Annotated in this window: 14 protein-coding genes; 3 read left to right on the plus strand and 11 right to left on the minus strand. The window is 52.2% G+C overall.

From position 1 onward, the window contains the following. Entirely contained in the window at positions 1-726 is a 726-nt protein-coding gene (locus tag ACTH5D_RS03315; protein WP_441668364.1) for a 3'-5' exonuclease, read from the plus strand. A 121-nt stretch (positions 727-847) separates the two neighbouring features. Here ACTH5D_RS03315 and ACTH5D_RS03320 read toward each other — a convergent pair whose 3' ends face one another. The 4 genes from ACTH5D_RS03320 to ACTH5D_RS03335 all read right to left on the minus strand — a co-directional run bounded on the left by ACTH5D_RS03320 (position 848) and on the right by ACTH5D_RS03335 (position 5,674). After that, complete coding sequence (locus tag ACTH5D_RS03320) at positions 848-2,488, minus strand: BCCT family transporter (RefSeq protein ID WP_441668366.1); 1,641 nt, start codon at positions 2,486-2,488, stop codon at positions 848-850. Between the two features lie 222 nt (positions 2,489-2,710). After that, on the minus strand, positions 2,711-3,586 hold the full coding sequence (locus ACTH5D_RS03325) for a glycine betaine ABC transporter substrate-binding protein (protein WP_441668368.1): 876 nt from the start codon (positions 3,584-3,586) through the stop codon (positions 2,711-2,713). A gap of 55 nt (positions 3,587-3,641) precedes the next feature. After that, a complete protein-coding gene (locus ACTH5D_RS03330) occupies positions 3,642-4,472 on the minus strand; it encodes an ABC transporter permease (protein WP_096278557.1) in 831 nt (276 codons plus the stop codon). Beyond that, on the minus strand, positions 4,472-5,674 hold the full coding sequence (locus tag ACTH5D_RS03335; protein WP_441668371.1) for a quaternary amine ABC transporter ATP-binding protein: 1,203 nt from the start codon (positions 5,672-5,674) through the stop codon (positions 4,472-4,474). Before ACTH5D_RS03335 ends, ACTH5D_RS03330 begins: the two co-directional genes overlap by 1 nt. Before the next feature lie 414 nt (positions 5,675-6,088). Between ACTH5D_RS03335 and ACTH5D_RS03340 the strand changes: the two genes are divergently transcribed. After that, positions 6,089-6,631: a hypothetical protein gene (locus tag ACTH5D_RS03340; RefSeq protein ID WP_441668373.1), complete on the plus strand. Its 543-nt coding sequence runs from the start codon at positions 6,089-6,091 to the stop codon at positions 6,629-6,631. 223 nt (positions 6,632-6,854) lie between these two features. Here ACTH5D_RS03340 and ACTH5D_RS03345 read toward each other — a convergent pair whose 3' ends face one another. The 7 genes from ACTH5D_RS03345 to ACTH5D_RS03375 all read right to left on the minus strand — a co-directional run bounded on the left by ACTH5D_RS03345 (position 6,855) and on the right by ACTH5D_RS03375 (position 17,670). Next, a complete protein-coding gene (locus ACTH5D_RS03345; RefSeq protein ID WP_441668375.1) occupies positions 6,855-8,255 on the minus strand; it encodes a sigma-54-dependent transcriptional regulator in 1,401 nt (466 codons plus the stop codon). Between the two features lie 11 nt (positions 8,256-8,266). Next, positions 8,267-9,712 (minus strand): ATP-binding protein, encoded by a 1,446-nt coding sequence (locus tag ACTH5D_RS03350; RefSeq protein ID WP_441668377.1) that lies wholly within the window; start codon positions 9,710-9,712, stop codon positions 8,267-8,269. 76 nt (positions 9,713-9,788) lie between these two features. After that, the gene (locus ACTH5D_RS03355) at positions 9,789-10,970 is read right to left on the minus strand and encodes a PQQ-dependent sugar dehydrogenase (RefSeq protein WP_441668379.1); all 1,182 of its coding nucleotides are present in this window, start codon (positions 10,968-10,970) and stop codon (positions 9,789-9,791) included. A 106-nt stretch (positions 10,971-11,076) separates the two neighbouring features. Continuing rightward, positions 11,077-11,952: an AEC family transporter gene (locus ACTH5D_RS03360; RefSeq protein ID WP_441668381.1), complete on the minus strand. Its 876-nt coding sequence runs from the start codon at positions 11,950-11,952 to the stop codon at positions 11,077-11,079. 78 nt (positions 11,953-12,030) lie between these two features. Continuing rightward, the gene (locus tag ACTH5D_RS03365; RefSeq protein WP_441668383.1) at positions 12,031-12,945 is read right to left on the minus strand and encodes a LysR family transcriptional regulator; all 915 of its coding nucleotides are present in this window, start codon (positions 12,943-12,945) and stop codon (positions 12,031-12,033) included. Positions 12,946-13,133: 188 nt separating this feature from the next. Continuing rightward, on the minus strand, positions 13,134-15,191 hold the full coding sequence (locus tag ACTH5D_RS03370) for a TonB-dependent receptor domain-containing protein (protein ID WP_441668385.1): 2,058 nt from the start codon (positions 15,189-15,191) through the stop codon (positions 13,134-13,136). Between the two features lie 271 nt (positions 15,192-15,462). Next, positions 15,463-17,670: a TonB-dependent receptor domain-containing protein gene (locus ACTH5D_RS03375; RefSeq protein WP_441668387.1), complete on the minus strand. Its 2,208-nt coding sequence runs from the start codon at positions 17,668-17,670 to the stop codon at positions 15,463-15,465. A 280-nt stretch (positions 17,671-17,950) separates the two neighbouring features. Between ACTH5D_RS03375 and ACTH5D_RS03380 the strand changes: the two genes are divergently transcribed. Next, a complete protein-coding gene (locus ACTH5D_RS03380) occupies positions 17,951-18,874 on the plus strand; it encodes an ABC transporter substrate-binding protein (RefSeq protein ID WP_441668389.1) in 924 nt (307 codons plus the stop codon). The last annotated feature ends 49 nt before the right edge of the window (positions 18,875-18,923 follow it).

The following is an 18,923-nucleotide window of genomic DNA, read 5'->3' on the forward strand; positions in this document are numbered from 1 at the left end:
ATGCATGGAATACGCCCACGCCAAAAAATAACTCAGGCAGACTGGGCTGGTTATATGGCTCAGCGGCGGGAGAAAGCACGTAATCCAGCCATTCAAAATTTTTTTGGTACGCTACTTCCAGAACCTGAAACGCCCATTTCGCAGGTGCCCATGGTGGCGCTGGATATGGAAACCACTGGGCTTGATGAGCGGCGGCACGCGATCGTAAGTGTCGGCATTGTGCCGTTTACGCTAGACCGTATAAAGCTCGCAGAACGGCGCTATTGGGTCGTTAACCCTTCGCGCCCATTGGCAGAAGCATCCATTGCTTATCATCATATTACCCACTCCGAAATTGCGCAGGCACCGGACTTAGACGCAATACTCGATGAGCTATTGATACAGCTAGCCGGGCGCTTAGTCGTAGTACATTTTCGCAATATTGAGCGACCCTTTTTAGATGCGGCCGTTAATGCGCGGCGTGGGGAAGGGGTGCTGTTTCCAATGATTGATACGATGTCTCTGGAAGCTAGGCTACACCGTCAAACGCTGTGGGCCCGTTTTCGTCGCTGGCTGGGCCGCCCACCGGTTTCAATACGCCTGAATGCTAGCCGTGAGCGCTATGGGCTGCCAGTTTATCAAGGGCACCATGCGCTGGTGGATGCCTTGGCGACGGCAGAGCTGCTGCAGGCACAGATTGCTACTCACTATCGATCGGAAACGCCATTGAAAGACCTATGGTGCTGAACATAAGGTTGAAAGGCTAGAAAGCAAAACGGGCAACCCAGAGGGTTGCCCGTTTGCATAGCAGCGGTAGTGCTTAAGGTCGTTCTTAAGATAGTCCTTAAGACAGTCCTTAAGACAGTCCTTAGACCGCTTTAGGTTCGCTCATTAATCCTTTGATGATGGCATAACACGCCACCAGCAGGATAATAGTGAACGGGAAGCCGGTAGATACCGCCATGGTTTGCAGAGCGGTTAGGCCACCGCCTAGCAGCAGAGCAATCGCAATGGCACCCTCAATGATCGCCCAGAACACGCGCTGTGGCGTGGGTGCATCTACTTTGCCACCAGCCGTGATTGAGTCAATCACAAGAGAACCTGAGTCGGATGACGTCACAAAAAAGATAATCACCAGCAAAATAGCGAGGAAAGAGGTGATTTGCGACAGCGGCAGCTGCTCCAACATGATAAAGAGCTGTAGATCGACACCTGCATCCCGCACGGCCTCAATGCCCTGGCTCACAAATTGGTCAATTGCCGTGCCGCCAAAGGTGGTCATCCAGAGTACCGATACCAGCGAAGGTATCAGCAGCACTGAAATCAAAAACTCACGCACTGTACGGCCGCGTGATACCCGCGCGATAAACATGCCAACGTAAGGGGACCAGGAAATCCACCATGCCCAGTAGAAGGCCGTCCAGCCTTGGCTGAAGTTAGCGTCTTCGCGGCCAAACGGGTTTGACAGCGCCGGTAAGTGAACCGCATAGCTCCATAGGTTCTCAAAGAAGCCGGTTAAAATTAGCAGCGTCGGGCCGACCACGATGACGAAGAAAAGCAGCAGCGCCGCCATGGCGATGTTGATCTTGGAGAGCAACTGCACGCCCTTGTCGACGCCCGCCACAATGGAGCCAATGGCGATAATCGTAATCCCGATAATGAGCAGAATCATCGTGACATCGCTTTCAGGCGCGCCGAACAGGTAGCTTAGGCCCGCGGCTGCTTGGCTAGCGCCAAGGCCGAGCGAGGTGGCCAAACCAAACAGCGACGCAAATACCGCTAAAATATCGATGATATGACCTGGCCAACCCCAAACACGCTCACCCAAAATTGGATAAAACACTGAGCGCATGGAAAGCGGCAGGCCCTTGTTAAAGGCGAAAAGCGCTAGCGACAGTGCCACAATCGCGTAAATCGCCCAAGGGTGTAAGCCCCAGTGATAGATAGTTGCCGCCATGGCGAGCGATGCTGCGCCGGCAGGATCACCTTCGGCACCGCCTAATGGCGCCCAGTCACCGCCATTGAGCGAGGTGCTAAAATGGGTCAGCGGCTCATTGACGCCGAAAAACATCAGGCCAATGCCCATGCCCGCGGCAAACAGCATTGAGAACCAGCCCATGTAGGTGTAATCAGGCTTGGCATCAGCACCGCCAATACGGATTTTACCCAACGGTGAGAAAATCAGGCCAATACAGAGAATGACGAATATATTCGCCGCTGACATAAAGAACCACGCTAAATTACCGGTCAGAAAACCGAAAATAGCGTCATAAATAGGCGCGATAGTGTCTTGCAGCGCCAGTGTTAGTATCACAAACAGCAGGACGACGATCGCCGAAATGCTGAACACCTTTCCATGTAGGTCAAGATTAAGACCCATGGTAGTGGTGATAAGGTTGTCCTGACCGATCACGTAATCCGTGTCGATTAGGTTAGCCGCGCCATCTGGAGCGCGTATGCCCTCAGAGCTTGGCTCTTCAGGGGAGCGTTTATCGTCGTGGTTTTCCACAGGAGCCTCTCTATGGCGATCAAAAAAATAGGTCGTACATAAACCAAAATGTGGTCGTCGACCAACATTGAATGATGCTTGGTTAGGCATCCACAATAGCAAATCTGTTAGCAGAGCATTCAACGTATTATGCGTTGCCTTGCATAATAAATAGATTTACAACGACGACAGAGGACAAAGCTCTCCGCCGTCGAAGCGACAAGCTTGTTTAGCTGTACAGTCTTAGCTACCTAGCCACTGTTCGACTACGTCTTGGTTGTCTTCAACCCACTGTTTGGCATTTTCGTAGGGATCGCTTCCATCTTCCTGATTGAGAAGCATGACTTCGCCCATCTGCTCTGGTGTCCACTCGAAGGCATCGAGAATGGCGTAGGCTTCGGGCATGTCGTCTTCCAGGCCTTGACGAACAACCGTGTGGATCTGCTCCGCACCACCGTAAACGTTTTCCGGATCATCTAGGTATTTAAGATCAAAGCGAGCGAACATCCAGTGAGGGGTCCAGCCGGTAACAACGATATTTTCTTCGTTGTTGATGGCGCTAGCGAGTGCCGCTGTCATAGTGGCGCCACTGCCACTACGCAGATTCAGCCCAAGGTCATAGGTATCCACAACCTTTTCGGACAGCGCCATCAAGCCTGCACCGGGGTCAATACCGATGATCTCGCCATTAAAGCTGTCGGCGTTATCGTTAAGATCCGCAATGGAGTCAATATCGGCGTACTCGGGCACAACGAGGCCCAGCTTAGTGCCGTCGAGATTAGCGCCTAGATCTTCAGTGCTGTCACCTACGCGTTCCATGTATTCAGCATGGGTGGTCGGTAGCCAAGCGGCAACGATAGCGTCCGCGTCACCCGTAGAAAGCGCCTGGAACATGGCCGCTGCTGAGAGAGAGGTAAGGTCAACCTCATAACCCGCTTGTTCAAGCACGGCGGCAATAACGTTGGTGGAAGCAACTTCAGATGACCACTCCACATAGGCCAGGTTAATCGAGCCTTTGTCTTCTTCGGCTTGCGCCGCGCTGCTAACCGCGATACCGGTGCCGGTTAATAGGGCCAGCGAGGCCATACGGATGCGGAGGTTCAATGTGCGATATTTCATTCACGTTCTCCCTTGGGTATAGATTTATTAATGTGTCGTTCTACTGCTATTTGCACTATTGCCGTGTTTTTCTGAGCGACTGTGTTAAGCGATCAAGCAACATCGCCAGAATCACGACCGCAATACCTGCTTCAAAACCATCACCAGGGCGCAGACGCTGAATGGCGCGCCACACCTCGCTGCCTAGCCCATCTGCACCAATCATCGCGGCAATTACTACCATGGAAAGGGCGAGCATAATGGTCTGGTTGATACCTGCCATCACCGTCGGTAACGAGAGTGGCAGCTGTACTTTGAATAGTTTCTGACTCCGCGTTGCGCCATAGGCGTCGGCGGCCTCAATCAGCTCTACCGGTACTTGGCGAATGCCTAGCGTTGTAAAGCGTATCGCTGGCGGCATTGAAAAAATAACGGTCGCGAAAATAGCCGATACCGAGCCAATGCCGAAAAATGGAATCGCGGGAATCAAATACACGAAGGCCGGCATGGTCTGCATAAAATCTAGCGTCGGCATGATGAACCGGTAAAGCCGGTCCGATAAGGCCGCTGTAATGCCCACCGGTAGCGCAATAATCACGGCAACGAAGGTAGCAAAGACGACCAGGGTGAGCGTCTCAATCATGGGGTTCCACAGCCCCAGATTCCAAATCAGCGCTAGGCCCGCAATAGCGCCAATGGCTAAGCGAGGGCCGGCCAGTTTCCAGCATAAAAGCGCAATCAGCGCCAGCAGCGCCCATTCAGGTAGCCACATTAAGCTATCGTTTAAGACATCAATGCCGGTTTGAGTGAAGCGCGAGATGCCCCGGGTTACCGATGAGTATTCGCTGGTCAACCATGTCAGACCCGTTTCGATCCAATTGCCAAGCGGAATGCGAGGGATATCCATTATTGCTCTCCTGCTCGTGCCAGTTCATCGAGTACCGCGCCTTTTACCACCACGCCCAGCAGCTGCTGTTGCTGGTCAGTAACGGCGATGGGGAAGCTTTTTTCACTGAACATGGCAAACAGGTTCTGCAGCGGTTTGTCCATGGGAACTTTGCGGAAATCTTGAGTTAAGTAGGGGGTGATGGAGCTGGCACCTTCGTCAATTGCGCGGCTAGCCGCATCAGCCTCTAATAAACCGAGCAAGCGACGGTCACGGTCGACAACATAGATAGAGTCGATGCTATGGTCACGCATACGGTGTAGCGCAGTGCGGGGGCCATCGCTATCGCGAGCGGTGGAGCGCAAGGGACGCATAGCACTTTCAGCGGTTAATATGCGTGCGCGATCAACGCCTTGGATAAAGCGCCGAACGTAGTCATCTGCCGGTTGGGTGAGAATCTCTTCGGGCGTGCCAATTTGCACGACTTCGCCATCTTTCAGCAGCACGATCCGGTCGCCAATGTTGAGTGCTTCATCGAGATCATGAGTAATGAAGACCGTGGTCTTTTGCATTTTAGACTGCAACTGCAAAAGCTCTTGTTGCATGTCTTTACGAATCAGCGGGTCGAGTGCCGAGAAGGCTTCGTCCATCAATAGCACCGTCGCATCGTTGGCCAGCGCGCGCGCTAAGCCAACGCGCTGCTGCATGCCGCCAGAAAGCTGATTGGGATAAGCATCCTCCCAGCCTTCAAGGCCAACCTGCTTGAGCGAACGGTGGGCAATTTCATGCCGTTCAGTCTTCTCAACGCCGCGAACCTCTAGGCCAAATTCAGCATTCTGTTGAACGGTGCGATGAGGAAAGAGTGCAAAATTCTGAAATACCATCGAAAAGTGACGACGACGGCACTCTAAAAGCGCCTTGTCTTTTAAGGTTGGAATGTTCTCACCGTCGATGATGATCTCACCTTCGGTGGTTTCAATAAGACGGTTGAGACAGCGGATCAGCGTTGATTTGCCAGATCCTGACAGTCCCATGATAACTAGCAGCTCTCCCTCATAGACATCAAAGGAGATATTGGAAAGCCCGAGTGTCTGGCCTGTTTTTTCCAGAATCTCTGGACGCTTCATGCCTTGGTTGCGAAGCTCAATGGCTTTTTGGGGATGCTTGCCAAAGACTTTACTTAAACCGCGCACTTGAATTTTGACGGGTCGTGTTTGATCCATCGACGATGCCTTTTGTTGAGCAGAGTAGCCGTGCAGCGTCACTCCGTTTAGACCCCATGGATGAGAGGGGCCATGGCAATGGAGGCAGCGATACACGCTATTCATAAAAAAATAAGAGATTCAGCTGAGTGATTTATTACTAATTATTATACATGTGTAGGGTCTGTGTGTCACAACGGCCCGTTCAACGCGGCAACTAACGCCACATGTGTCATTTTTTACCCATCAAGTGTGAATGATAAATAATATAAGCAATACTTTTTTATTTTTTAAGATACTGTTTTTAAAGTACTATTTTTTTAAAAAAAGATAAGTGGCACGCGAAGTGTAAGGAAAGCGTATCAGTAATATTTCAAGTTGAAGCTATCTGTGGGATAGCGAGCTTTATTAGTTTCAAGATTAGAGGTGGTAATTATGGACAAGCAATGTGACCGCGTTAATAACGATCTGGCTATGACCGATAATCAAACCACTGATCAGCATTCAACCAAGCGTCCTCACTGGCTGACACTCTGCATGATGGCGACCGCCGCCAGCGTTATCGTTTTGGCTGGCTGTGGAGATAGCGGAGACGACGCAGCTGTACCGCCGCCTGCTGAAGAATCTGCTCCGTTAGAGCAAGATACGACAGCTGAACCTGCTGCTGGCATGAGCGAAGAGCCAGCCATGGAGCAGGATCCTGGATTAAATGGCGATCCTGCGGCTCAAGGTTCAATGAATCAGAATACGGGTGCCGGGGCTGAAGGTTCTATGCCTTCTGAAGAGGCTATGCCCTCTGAGGATCCTAGGCCCCCTGAGGATCCTATGTCTAGTGACGAGACTATGCCCGGAGACACAATGGATGAGCCTGCTGAAGGCACTATGAACCCTAGTGAAGATGAAGCAGGATTCGGCAAAGGCACTGATCCAATGCCTGGTGACAGCAATGCAGATGATGAAACATCAAGTAATACGTAAGTTCTGTTTTTAGCTTAACTTCAAGGGTGAGGTTAGCGCTTGGACAGGAAGTATCAGTCCCTATGATGATAAGTCGACTCAGCTGTCTGTTCCCTGCGGCTGCTCCACACGATTTATCATCCTTTTCGCCCCCGCGCCCGCGGGGGTTTTTTTATGTCTCTTTTTTGGTTTTGCGGTCTTTAGTTTTGTATAGCGATTAACGTTCTGGCTGGCGCCATGCCTGCTATTCTTCGTTGTCTTCTAAGCGCCGATACAGCGTTCTACGGGCAATGCCCAACACCTCAGCCGTGCGACGTTTATTGCCGCCAGTTGCTTCCAATACTTTGTTGATATAGCGCTTTTCAACTTCTTCTAAGCTGGGCCAGCGGGCAGTGGCGGGCGTTGATACCTGGCTTGCCGCAAGCACTTCGCCGCTAAGCGTTGCCACTAGCGGAGCGCCCGCATCAGAAACGGAATTGACGCGCAGCCGCTCGGGTAGATCTGTATGGTTGAGTGAGCCGTCTTCACTTAACGTTACCGCGCGCATAATGGCGTTTTCTAATTCGCGGACGTTGCCTGGGTAGGGGTAGTTAAGAAGGCTGTTGAGTGCTTCCGGCTCAAATTTTTCTATCTGCTTGCCCTGGGCCTCGGCATGCTTATCGATTAGTGCAAAAACGAGATGCTCAATATCGGTGCCGCGTTCGCGCAATGGAGGAATGCGGAGCGAGAAAGTCTCTAGGCGATAGAACAAGTCACTGCGGAAGTTTTCTTGCTCTATTTCTTTGCTTAAATTGCGGTGCGTCGCGGCAATGATGCGAACATCTACCGGCTCTTCACGCTCACCACCCACCGGGCGTACGGTTTTTTCTTGCAGTGCGCGCAGTAGCTTGGCTTGAAGGTTAATCGGCATTTCACCAATTTCGTCTAGAAATAGGCTACCACCTTGGGCGCTGTGAAATAGGCCTTTACGCGCTTCGTTAGCACCGGTAAACGCGCCCTTAACATGGCCAAAAAATTCGCTTTCCATCAAGTCAGCCGGGATGCTTGCGCAGTTGACCGGTACAAACGGTTGATCATTGCGAGAGCTTTCCTGGTGAATAGCGCGGGCCAAAAGCTCTTTACCGGTACCGCTTTCACCTAAAATCAGAATCGGAGCAGCGCTTTTGGCGAGGCGTGACGCATCGTGAAAAAGCGCCTGCATCACCGGGCTTTTGCCCACAATACCGTGGAAGTGGCTGACGTTAGTGTCGTGGGAGACTGCCAAGCGCTGCCTTTCCAATACGCGGAATACCGCATCGCGAATGGCATCAAGGTCCAGCGGCTTGGTCAAAAAGTCGTCAGCGCCCAATTTTAGCGCTTCGACAGCTTGGTCAATGGTGCCGAATGCAGTAATGACAATAATACCCAGCTCACTGCCTGCTTGGCGTAGCTGTTGAAGCAGTTGAATGCCAGTCATGCCAGGTAGCCGCACGTCCGTGATGACGAGCGAAACCGTGGTATGGCTCAGTAAGGCAACCGCCTCTTCTGCGCTAGGGACACCCAGCGTTGTGTAGCCGGCATCCTGCAGCTCTTCTTCTAATAACTCACGTATCGCGGTGTCGTCTTCCACCACTAGCAAAGGTAAAAGGTGTTCCTGATGGGTCACAAATGTTGTCCTCACGCGGATGCGGTTTCACCAAGGGGGAGTGTAATTTCAAATCCAGCGCCGCCAAGAGCACTGTCAAATACGCCAATCGTACCGCGGTGGTCGTTAATAATGCGATGTACCATGGAAAGCCCCAAGCCGCTGCCTTGGCCAACGGGTTTGGTGGTAAAAAATGGATCGAACACTTTAAGATGATGGGGAGTGGGGATGCCTGGGCCATCATCTTCTACCCATATGATTAGCTCGTGATCGTTCTGTTGGGCGTGTAGGCGAATGCAGCTGACGTCGGGTGCTTGTGCTGCATTGCGCAGTAAATTGGTAAGTACCTGAATAATTTGTTGGCCGTCCGCTAATAAGTTGGGTGTCGGCGATGGTAATTCAATGACCAGACGAATATTGCGTGGCTCTAGTTCATCCTCCACCAAGTCGCTGGCGCTCTTAATAAGTTTATCGAGCGCCTGGCTGCCTTTCTCAACATTATGCTGGCGGCCTAGCTCCATTAGCTGGCGCACGATTTCAACAATACGTTCCACCTCACTGCGAATGCGGCCTAGCCGGGCGCGTTCGTCATCGCCAATCACATCGCGCCGAGCAAGGCGCTGTGCCTGGCCATTGATGACCGTCAGCGGGGCGCCTATCTCATGGGCAACGCCCGCGGCCAGCACGCCTAATTCAGCGAGTTTTTTCGATTTTCGTAAGCGTTTCTCAAGCTCAATTTCGCGCCGCTGACGGTCTTCGATATCGTGATCCTTCCCAGCCATCGCATCAAGCATGCCGTTTAACCCTGATGCGAGGCGGCGATATTCGGTGGGGCCATTTTCAACCGCGCGTTGACTACGATCACCGTCTTCTACCAGCAGCATAACGTGGAGTAATCGATTCAGCGGGCGCTCTATATAACGGCGGAATCCCCACCAAATACTGAGTACGATTCCTCCTGCACCCACCACAAATACCAGCACGGCGACGATGCTAATAAAGCCCGTGTAGGTTTCGATGCCAGTATTGAGCCGGTTGACCTGGAGCACGCCGTACACGGTACCATTTTGGGCGCGTAATGGCGTTAAGGCAGAGTAATAGTTCCAGCCATCGTGCTCGCGATAATTGCTATAAAGATCGTCGCGTTCAATGACCTGCTGGATCTCTTCACGGCTAAAAATGTCTTTGCCTAGACCCAGTCCATAAATATCGCGCCCATCGGTATCAAACACATAGGCACCGTAAATGCGGTGGAAAGAGAACGCTGACTGTAGGGCTTCTTCAAGCGATGTATCGCTGCCCGGCGTGATGGAATAGCTAAGTGAGGTGCTTAACGCGCGGGTAATAATTTCGACTTCGGTCTGTAGTTTGGAGCGTACGTTATCTTCAAGCGACTTAATAGCGACTAAGCTAAAAACCACCAGGATCACAAACAGCGGCACAATCACCGTCAGAATAATTAAATTGCGTAGTCGCATGCGATATCCATGGTGGCCTTAATGCTGAGTAGTGACGGGCAGTGTTACCGGGGCTGCACGCGAGTGAATGAAATGACTATTGATCGGCGGGCCGCAGACGATATAAGCCACCCCGCGGGTCATCCGTCAACACATAGATAGCATCATCCGGGCCTTGGCGCACATCCCTGATACGCCCTATCTGGCCTTCCAGAATCCGCTCCTCTTCGACGACGCTGCCGTTCTCTAAGCGCAGGCGCAGCAGTTTTTCGCTGCCTAATCCGCCAGCCAGTAAGCTGCCTTCCCAGTCACCAAACGCGGCACTGGTCACTTCAGCAAGCCCGGCGGGCGCAAAACGGCCTTCAAACACGTAGGCCGGGTCGGTCATGCCGGGCAGGGAGGTTTCACCAATAGGCTCATTCGTGGCGTAGTCATTGCCTTGGCTAACGTCGGGCCAGCCGTAGTTAAGGCCTGCTTCTATATGATTAAGCTCGTCGCCAGTGCTCGGGCCATGCTCTGAGACCCAGGCTTCGCCGTTGCGCATTACCGTCATGCCCTGAATATTGCGATTACCCATAGTGTAGATTTCATCCAGGGTTGCATCATCATCAACAAAAGGGTTGTCATCAGGAACGCCGCCTGTGTCGGTAAGGCGCAGGGTGGAGCCTGCATGGTCATCGCTTGCCTGGGCGCGAGAAGGGTCGCTGCCGCGGTCGCCGATACTCATTAGCAGCGTGCCGTCAGGCAGCCATGCTAGACGTGAGCCGTAGTGACGCCCAGGCCCAGAGGCGCGATCTTGTGCAAATAAGTGTTCCACCTCACCCAGTTCATTGCCCTGCCATTTGACGCGGGAAAGTGCGGTCTGACTGTTGCTGCCGTCGGCCTTGCTCCAGGTAAAGTAAATCCAGTTGTTGCTGCCATCGCCACTATCCTGACCAAAATCGTGATGCAGCACGATATCCAATAAGCCACCTTGACCTTGGTTATTCACATCAGGCATGCCTTCCAGCGTGTTGATGTCACCACTTTCAGGGTCGAGTAGCTTCAACTGCCCGCTTTGTTCGCTAACCAAGTAACGGCCATCAGGTAAAAATGCCACGGCCCAAGGGTGTTCAAAGCCCTCGGCGATAAGCTCAATTGAAATATTGAGAGAATCGGTTTCCAGTGAGCCTTGAATGGCTTCTGCATTCGCTGTGCTAATTATGCTTGCCAACACTAGTCCGCTAACGGCGGGAATTAGTAAACGGGCGGTTAGACTCGTCTGGTCCACATCATGCATAGCGTGTCCTCTGGTAATGGTGTCAGCGCAAATCAACATAATCAGTATGTCTAGCAGTGACTCTTCTTCAGTGCAGGGGTTCCCTAGGCAGGCTTAGATGACCAGCTTACATGAGTAAGGCGAGTAGTACCGGCAGATAAATCAGTGCGAGTAGCGTAGAGCAAAAGACGAGGCTTGCCACATAGGCGGGTTCACGCTGGGCACGCTGAGCAAACAGATAGTTGAACACCGCCACGGGCATGCACATCTGCACCACTAAAATGCTTTGTGCCAGCGGTGGTAGGCCGACCCAGCCGGCAATGAACCAAGCGGCGGCAGCGGCGAGCGGCACGCGCACCAGACTAAAGCCCAAACCTGAACGTAGGTTTTTAACCTGAATGCTGGCCAGCGACACGCCTAGCGTAATCAGCATAAGCGGTACCGTGAACCCTGACATTAAGTCCACCGTGTTTGCCAGCCACGGCGGCAGTGAGGTGCCGGTCAGTAGCAGCGCCATAGAAATGATAATGGCGTAGACAGTGGGCGTTTTGATAAGGGTTTTGAACGGATTGCCCTGGCTATTAAGCGCAGCGCCTAGAGTAAACTGAAACAGTGACACGGTGACCATGACCGTGATGCCGTAAGCAAACCCTGCACTACCAAAGGCGTAAAGCACCACGGGTAACCCCATGTTGCCGGTGTTGGGGTACATCATGGGGGCCAGCAATACGCGCCAGTTCCGGCGCAACAGTCTTGCCACCAGAAAGGTGGCCGCTCCCATGGTGATAATCACCAGCGCTGAGGCCAGCATTGTCTGTCCAAACGTGGCAGCATCAATATCAGCACCTGCCAGCGAGGCTAACACCAACGATGGTGTGCCGATGTTAAACACTAGTCGGGTGATGAAGTCGACCGGGTAGGGCTGGCCTAAGCGTATCCATAGAAAGCCAAGTCCTGCACCGGCTAATACGGGCGCCATAACGGCAAAAAGTTCGGCAAGCATTTACGGTCCCTGGCAGTCGTCAGCCAGCTATTGTCGTTAATCAGTGGTCTTGCTGGCAAGGCAAACACGCCAATTACACTAAATCACGGCGGCAGAGGCTTTCCATTGTAGCGGTATCTGGCTACGCAAAAACTCTAGCAGTGCATGAGTACGTCGCGTTTGATGGCCGTAGGCATAAAGTAGCGTGATCGGCAGCGCGATTGGCTCCCAGCCCGGCAGGCAGTTAATCAACTCGCCCGGGTGATGCTGCTCACGCTTCTCGGTTAGCCAGTGAGATAAAAGACCAATGCCCTGGCTGCGCGCGATGGCATCAATGTGAAGACTCGTGAGGTCTACCTTTAGTCGCGAGCGAGGCGGGTGAAATGTATATTCGCCATGTTCAGGGTGAGCAAGCATTAACCCATCTGAGGTCGAGCCTAGCAAATCTATCCATGCATGCTGGTTAAGTTCATCGGGACGTTGGGGTATGCCAGCGTTAGCTAAATACTGGGGGCTGGCATAAAGGCCTCGGCTTAAGTGCCCCAAACGCTCCTGATTCAAGCCGCACTCATGCGGTGGGCCAAGCCATACGTGAATGCTATTGCTGTCCATTTTCGTCGGGGGCGTCTCACGAGTGTGTAGCGTTAGCGCTACCTTTGGGTGACGATTGAGAAACGCATCAATGGCGCTTGCTAACCAGCTGCGCGCCAGCGCGCCATGCACTTCAAGTGTAATTTCACCACTGATTTCCTCGCGTAGTTCCGAAAGCGCTTCCTGGCTATGGGCAGCCATAGCCAGGAGCTCGATGCAGTAAGTATGAAACAGCAGCCCGGCCTCTGTTGGAATCAGGCGGTTTGCTTGGCGCCTCAACAGCGGCTGATTGAGTCGTGCTTCTAGCTGGCTGATTCTACGGCTTAAGGTCGACTTGGCTAACCCGAGTTTTTGAGCGCTGCGTGTCAAGCTACCCGTCGTCATCACATCGGCAAAAGCAGACAGTTCGTGGAAGTCATACATTGTCAGGCCCGCAGCGATTAAGGGTTGTCTATTGTGCCATTTAAAAGATTGAATGCAAATAATTAGCATTCATTATTTAATGAAAGTGCTGCTTGTTATCGCTCTTAAATAAATACACAGCCGCTAATAAAAAGCCCCATCATGAGGTGGGGCGAAGGATCAAATCAGGATAGTTCGTTAAGCAGGCACTAGAAGTTGAACGTTAAGCCCAGATTGTACTGGCGGCCATCTAATACGACGCCATAATCATCATTCGTCACCTCTTTGTTGGCGATATTGTAGAGGCCTGCTTTCACCTGTGCGCGGTCAGTTAAATCATAAACGACACCGGCATCGACGAAGCCATACCCTGGCGTGCCATCACCCATGCTCGTCCGAGCTAAATAATCACTTGTGGAGCCACGGTAATTGCCTTGTGTCCATAGACTTAACTCAGGAGTTGCCTGCCAGTTAACGGCAAGATTGAACATATGCTCAGGAATTTTATTCAGTGGCTCGCCAGCAAATTCGCCGGATTTTTGTTCTGAGTCGGTATAGGTATAGCTAGAGCTTAGGCGCACATCTTGGGTAAAGTCGTAGTCTAGCGTGAACTCTACGCCTTGCATCTCGGCTTCGTCGATATTCCGATAAGTACTAAGGAAAACATAATCATTGCCGGCGTATGGGCATTCCCATGTAGAAGGATCGTTGCGATCCGCGTTTGGTGTGTTGCAGTAGCGATCCTCTGCAATTTTATCGTCAAACTGCGTATGGAATATCATCATGCTGGAGGTAAGGCGTCGGTCTGAGCTATTAAAGATAAAGCCGGCTTCATAGTTCGTGCTGGTTTCAGGCTTCAGATCTTCGTTCCCAATAATGAGTGCGCGTGAATGGGGAGCGGGAGAGCCACTGCCGCCGGTGCCGCGGCCGAAGCCTTCTGAGGCGGCGGCAAGCCCAGGCTGGGAATAGCCGGTAGATACGCCGCCCTTCAACGTCCATTCAGGCGTTAGGTGGTAATTGGCATAAACGCGCGGCGAAAGGTGGCCACCGAATAATTCGTCGTCGTCGTAACGCATGCCCGTGGTAACGCTAAAGGCATCCTTAAGGCTCCATTCCATTTCTACGAACAACGCGGCAATCCAACGTTCTACGTTACGCATAGCATTGGGGCTATTGCCAATAAGCCCATTGGTATCATCAACAAGCTCTTCTTCTCGGTACTGACCACCAAAGGTCAGCATATGATCGCCCCAGAAGTAAGTTGATTGGTTATTAAGGGTTGTGACTTCTTCACGCTTTTCATCAGGTGATGGGCTGACGCGCTCTGAAATATCATGTTGCAGGTAGGTATCCGTCATAAAGGCACCATAAGTGCCTTTATGACCAAGGGTGAATACATCCTTATCGTAGCGATAAGTGCTCGAAGTTGCGGGGTTACCACGGCTATCTATCGTGGCAATGCTTCGGCCAGGGTTGTGTGTGAATTCTTTAACCGATGATGTGTAGCCGAAACTGTACTCGTTCAGCTCGTCTGGTGTGAGTATTAACTCAGCACCGATCTGGCGTGTATCGCTGTCTGGGGTGCTTTCGGCGTTATCGCTACCGCCTAAGTAATCACTCTCTTCTGTTCCTTGCCAGCTACCATGAACGCGTAAACCCAGCAGTCCTTCTATTAGCGGGCCGCCTGTATAGAAGCTAACTTGCTGCGAGTCGTTGTTGATATCGTTGAGAGAGTGGGTGTACTCGGTGACAACTTGGCCTGACCATTCTTCTGGCACGCTTTTGGTAATAATGTTGATAACGCCACCCATTGCTTGAGAGCCATATAGCGAGGACATAGGGCCGCGAATGACTTCAACACGCTCAATCATTGCAATGGGGGGCAGGCCGATTTGTTTGCCGCTATCCTGGCCGTTCGTATTGACGGACCGCCCGGCGGAAATGGGGCGGCCATCAATCAAATACAAGGTATAGCTATCATCCATACCCCGGATGCTGATGTCTTGAGCTCCACCTCCACCAGTAACATAAACGCCTGGGATGTTTCTGACCGCATCCGTAATATCACTATAGGATTGACGGTTCAGCTCCTCCCCGCTAATCACCGAGATGCTGGCGGGAGCATCGGCAATGGCCTGCTCGTACCCAGAGGCGGTAACAACCATCGGGTCGAGAGTGGCGTTTTCTTGTGCGACAGCAGCAGTCGCTATGGCCATAGAAGACAGGCCGATGGCATTTGCTAATGCACAACGAGAGAAGTGAGGCATTTGAGTTCCTTGGTATGATATTACTTACAGATGCTCATGGTTTTTCTTAGCATATGAGATGTATTGTTATATGAGATATTTATTCTATTGCTAATAGTTCCACTTTTCGAGGCGAAAAAATGAACATGCTGTTCTGCTTTGGGCAACTGAACGCAGCGATAGAGTTTTGATGCTGCGCTGTCTCCTGGCGATGGGTTTATAGGCATAAAAAAAGCCCCGGCCAAGGCCGGGGCATCAAGTCAGCATTGAAACAGTAGCGAGTAGGAACGGGTTAGAACTCGTAGGTAGCTGAGACCCAGAAGCTGCGGCCATCTAAGGCAACGCCGTCGGTAGAGCGGCCCGTTTGGGTGAAGTTGTAGGCCCGCAACGTTTCACCGTTATGTTCAAAGGTGTCGGAGCTAGTGAAGTCTTTATCAAACAGATTATAAATAGTACCGGTTAACCGCACGTTGTCAGACACACGATAAGAGCTACGCAGGTTGAATAGCTCATAGCCATTCAGTTTGTTGCCTAGTTGCTCGTAGAGTGACAGCGTCTCGCCGGAGGTTGGCAGGCCTGCGGAGAAGCGCTCCCGTGAGGAGTAATACTCTCCTTCTAAGGTGGTGCTCCAGCGGTCATTAATGGCCCAGGTTAAGTCTGCGGTGAGTTTGTGATCAGGCGTATTAGTGAGCACCATTCCTTCGTTGTCGCCAGAGGTGATTTCAGAATCTGTAAAGGTATAGCCGCCGCTAACACGCCAAGCCGGTGTAATTTGGTAGCTTGCGGTAAGCTCTACGCCACGCGTTTCAGCTTCGTCAATATTGGTTAATTGGCCAAAGCTTTCTTGTTGCGTAAAGTTACCCACGCTTAAGCAATTAGCAAGCCCTGCATTTGGGGTCTCGCCGTTACTCACGAACTGACAGTTGGGCAGGTCTGCCGCGCTGGCGATCCGGTCGGTAAAGCGGTTATAGAAAACGGTAGCACTGGTGGCAAAACCGCTTTGGTTGTCGTAAATAGCACCGATTTCGTAGTTGGTGCTTTTTTCCGGCTCTAGATCAGGGGAGCCGAGATTGACCGTGGTGCCTTGGCCGCCAAAGCCATTGATACCATCGTGAAGATCGTTGAGTGATGGCGTCTTATAGCCGCGGCTCACGCCGCCTTTCAGTGTCCAGTTGGGCGTTGTATTCCATACAAGGTAGCCGCGCGGGCTAAAGTGGCCGCCAAAGGCGTCGTGATGTTCATAGCGCCCGCCTACTGTCAGCGCAAGATCATCTCGCAGCAGCCACTCGTCCTCGGCAAACAGTGCCCAACTGGTTTGTTCGAAGGTGATATTGCCTGCTGTTCCATCCTTTAATTCGGCGTCAATATACTGCCCGCCAATGGTGGCCATATGATCTCCGATGGGGGCAACAAACTTGGTATCGACAATAATGTCGCGGTTTTCAAGGATGCGATCTTCGCCGCCTTGGGCCTCGTAACCAAAGTCAGGGGCGCTACCGGCGGGTAGGGTACGACCAAAGGTTTCGGTAGTGCTATGGGTAATGCTACTTTCCCAAGTGCCCGGCGCGTAGCGCCCCGTGTGGCCAATAGCAATCTGGTCACGGTTAAAACGCAGCTCATCCTTATAGCCATTAAAGGTGCCTGGAGAAGGGTTGCCGTTGCGGTCGGTGCCGTCCTGAGTGCCTAACCGATTATCGTCGTTTGAATAGGTTTGGCGAGCGCGCTCGGCATCGACCCATAATTCGTTGTTGTCATCTGGCGTTAAGTTTAAGCGGCCGCCAATGGAGTAATTGCGTGCTTCAGACGGGCGCGGGTCACGCCCGGCGCTATTTTCAATCATACGTTCGGAGCTGTCGCGATCAAACAGGCGCCCGCGCAGCTGTAGTCCGAGAGTATCTTCGATCAATGGGCCCGACGTATAGAGACTGATCGCGGAGCTATTGCCGGCATCGCGGTCTTCTTGAAAGGTATTTTCGACCGTCACCGAGCCAGCCCAGTCCTCGCCTATGCGGCGAGTAATAATGTTGACTACCCCGCCCATGGCGTCGGAGCCGTAGAGTGTCGACATCGGCCCGCGAATTACCTCAATGCGCTCAATAGCCGAGAGCGGGGGCATAAAGCCGGTCGAGGTTTCGCCGAACCCGTTTGGCGTGACGCTGCCTGATGTGTTCTGGCGGCGGCCATCAATTAAAATCAGCGTGTATTCGCTGGGCATGCCGCGAATGGAAATATTTAACCCACCGGTTTTACCTGTTCCCGAGCGCACATCAACGCCAGGCACATCAGCAATCGCCTCGGCAATGTTGGAAAACTGCTTAAGCTCCAGCTCTTCACGAGAAATGACCGAAATACTGGCTGGCGCACTATTTACCGACTGCTCATAGCCAGCGGCGGTCACCACCATATTATTGAGCTGAGCGGTTTCTTGACCATAAGCGGCTGAGGAGACAGCGGCAAGTGCGATAGCGCTGGTTAAGGTAAGGCGAGTAAATTGTTGCATGACGAACCCCGTGATAATACGATTTGCTTGCTAATGATATTTATTATCAAATAGGGTTTGGATTCTAAAAATAAAAGTTCCCATTTGCGATGCAAAATTATGGAACGGCGCGTTGCGTGAATGGAAACCTTGGCATGATTGGCGCTGTTGCAAAATATGGAACATGGCATTCACGCAAATAGTAGTGCAAGTGATTTTGAGAATCGTTACTGTCCATCATCTGGGTTATTATTTGCCAACTAATTTTTATCGATACTTTATTTAAAAGTAGGGGATCTCAATGCTGCGTTCGATACTGCGTCATGGCTTAACAGGTGTGCTATTCACGAGCCTTATTGCCAATGCCCAGGCGCGTGAACTGGATACCGCCTTTGGTAAAGTGGAAGTGCCTGATTCAGCGGCTCGCGTGGTGACACTTTACGAAGGTGCCTTGGACGCCTCGGTTGCGGTTGGAGTGACGCCGATTGGTGCGATCGCCACGCGGGGTGGCAATGAGGTGGCGACCTATATGAGTGAACATATCGATACGCGCCAGTTGGAAATGGTAGGCGTTACGCGCGAAACCAATATTGAAGCGGTGCTTCGCTTACAGCCGGATCTCATTCTGGCTACCCCGCAGCTTCCCGAGGAGCAGTATCGATTGCTTTCGCGCATTGCGCCCACCGTTGTGCCTGAATCAAACGGCCTGTCGCGTGAAAACTGGAAGGCCGAGTCACGCCTTTATGGGCAGGCCTTGGGTAAAGAAGCCGAGGTGGATGAGGTGCTTGAAAGCGTTGAGCAGCGCGCGGCTGAGCTTAACCAGCGCCTAAGCGAAGCACAGGTGGGCGGTACTGCCTATTTGGCTCGCTGGATGCCCGCAGGGCCCATGGTGATGTCGTCTGAACTGTTTGCAACCGGTGTGCTGGCCTCGACCGGTATTAGCGTGGAAGACGAAGGGCTGGTTAAAGAAGGCAGCGCGCATAGCGATATTCTGAGCCTTGAAAACCTGTCTATGATCGACGGTGACTGGCTGTTTCTCGCCACGCTTAACGACGAAGGCCAGCAGGCACTGGATGCCGCTGAGCAAAGCAGCGCCTTTACGCGTCTCAACGTTGTCCAACAAGGTCACGTGGTGCCTGTTAATGGCCAGGTTTGGAGCAGCGCATCAGGCCCCTTAGCCGCGCAAGCCATTTTGGACGATATCGAAAAAGCGTTGTTGCCTTAGGCGCTCTTGCTACCAATATGCGTGGCACAACAGTTTTCGGTGCAAAGAT

Source organism: Halomonas sp. (genome assembly GCF_052095695.1).
Taxonomy (GTDB): Bacteria; Pseudomonadota; Gammaproteobacteria; order Pseudomonadales; family Halomonadaceae; genus Vreelandella.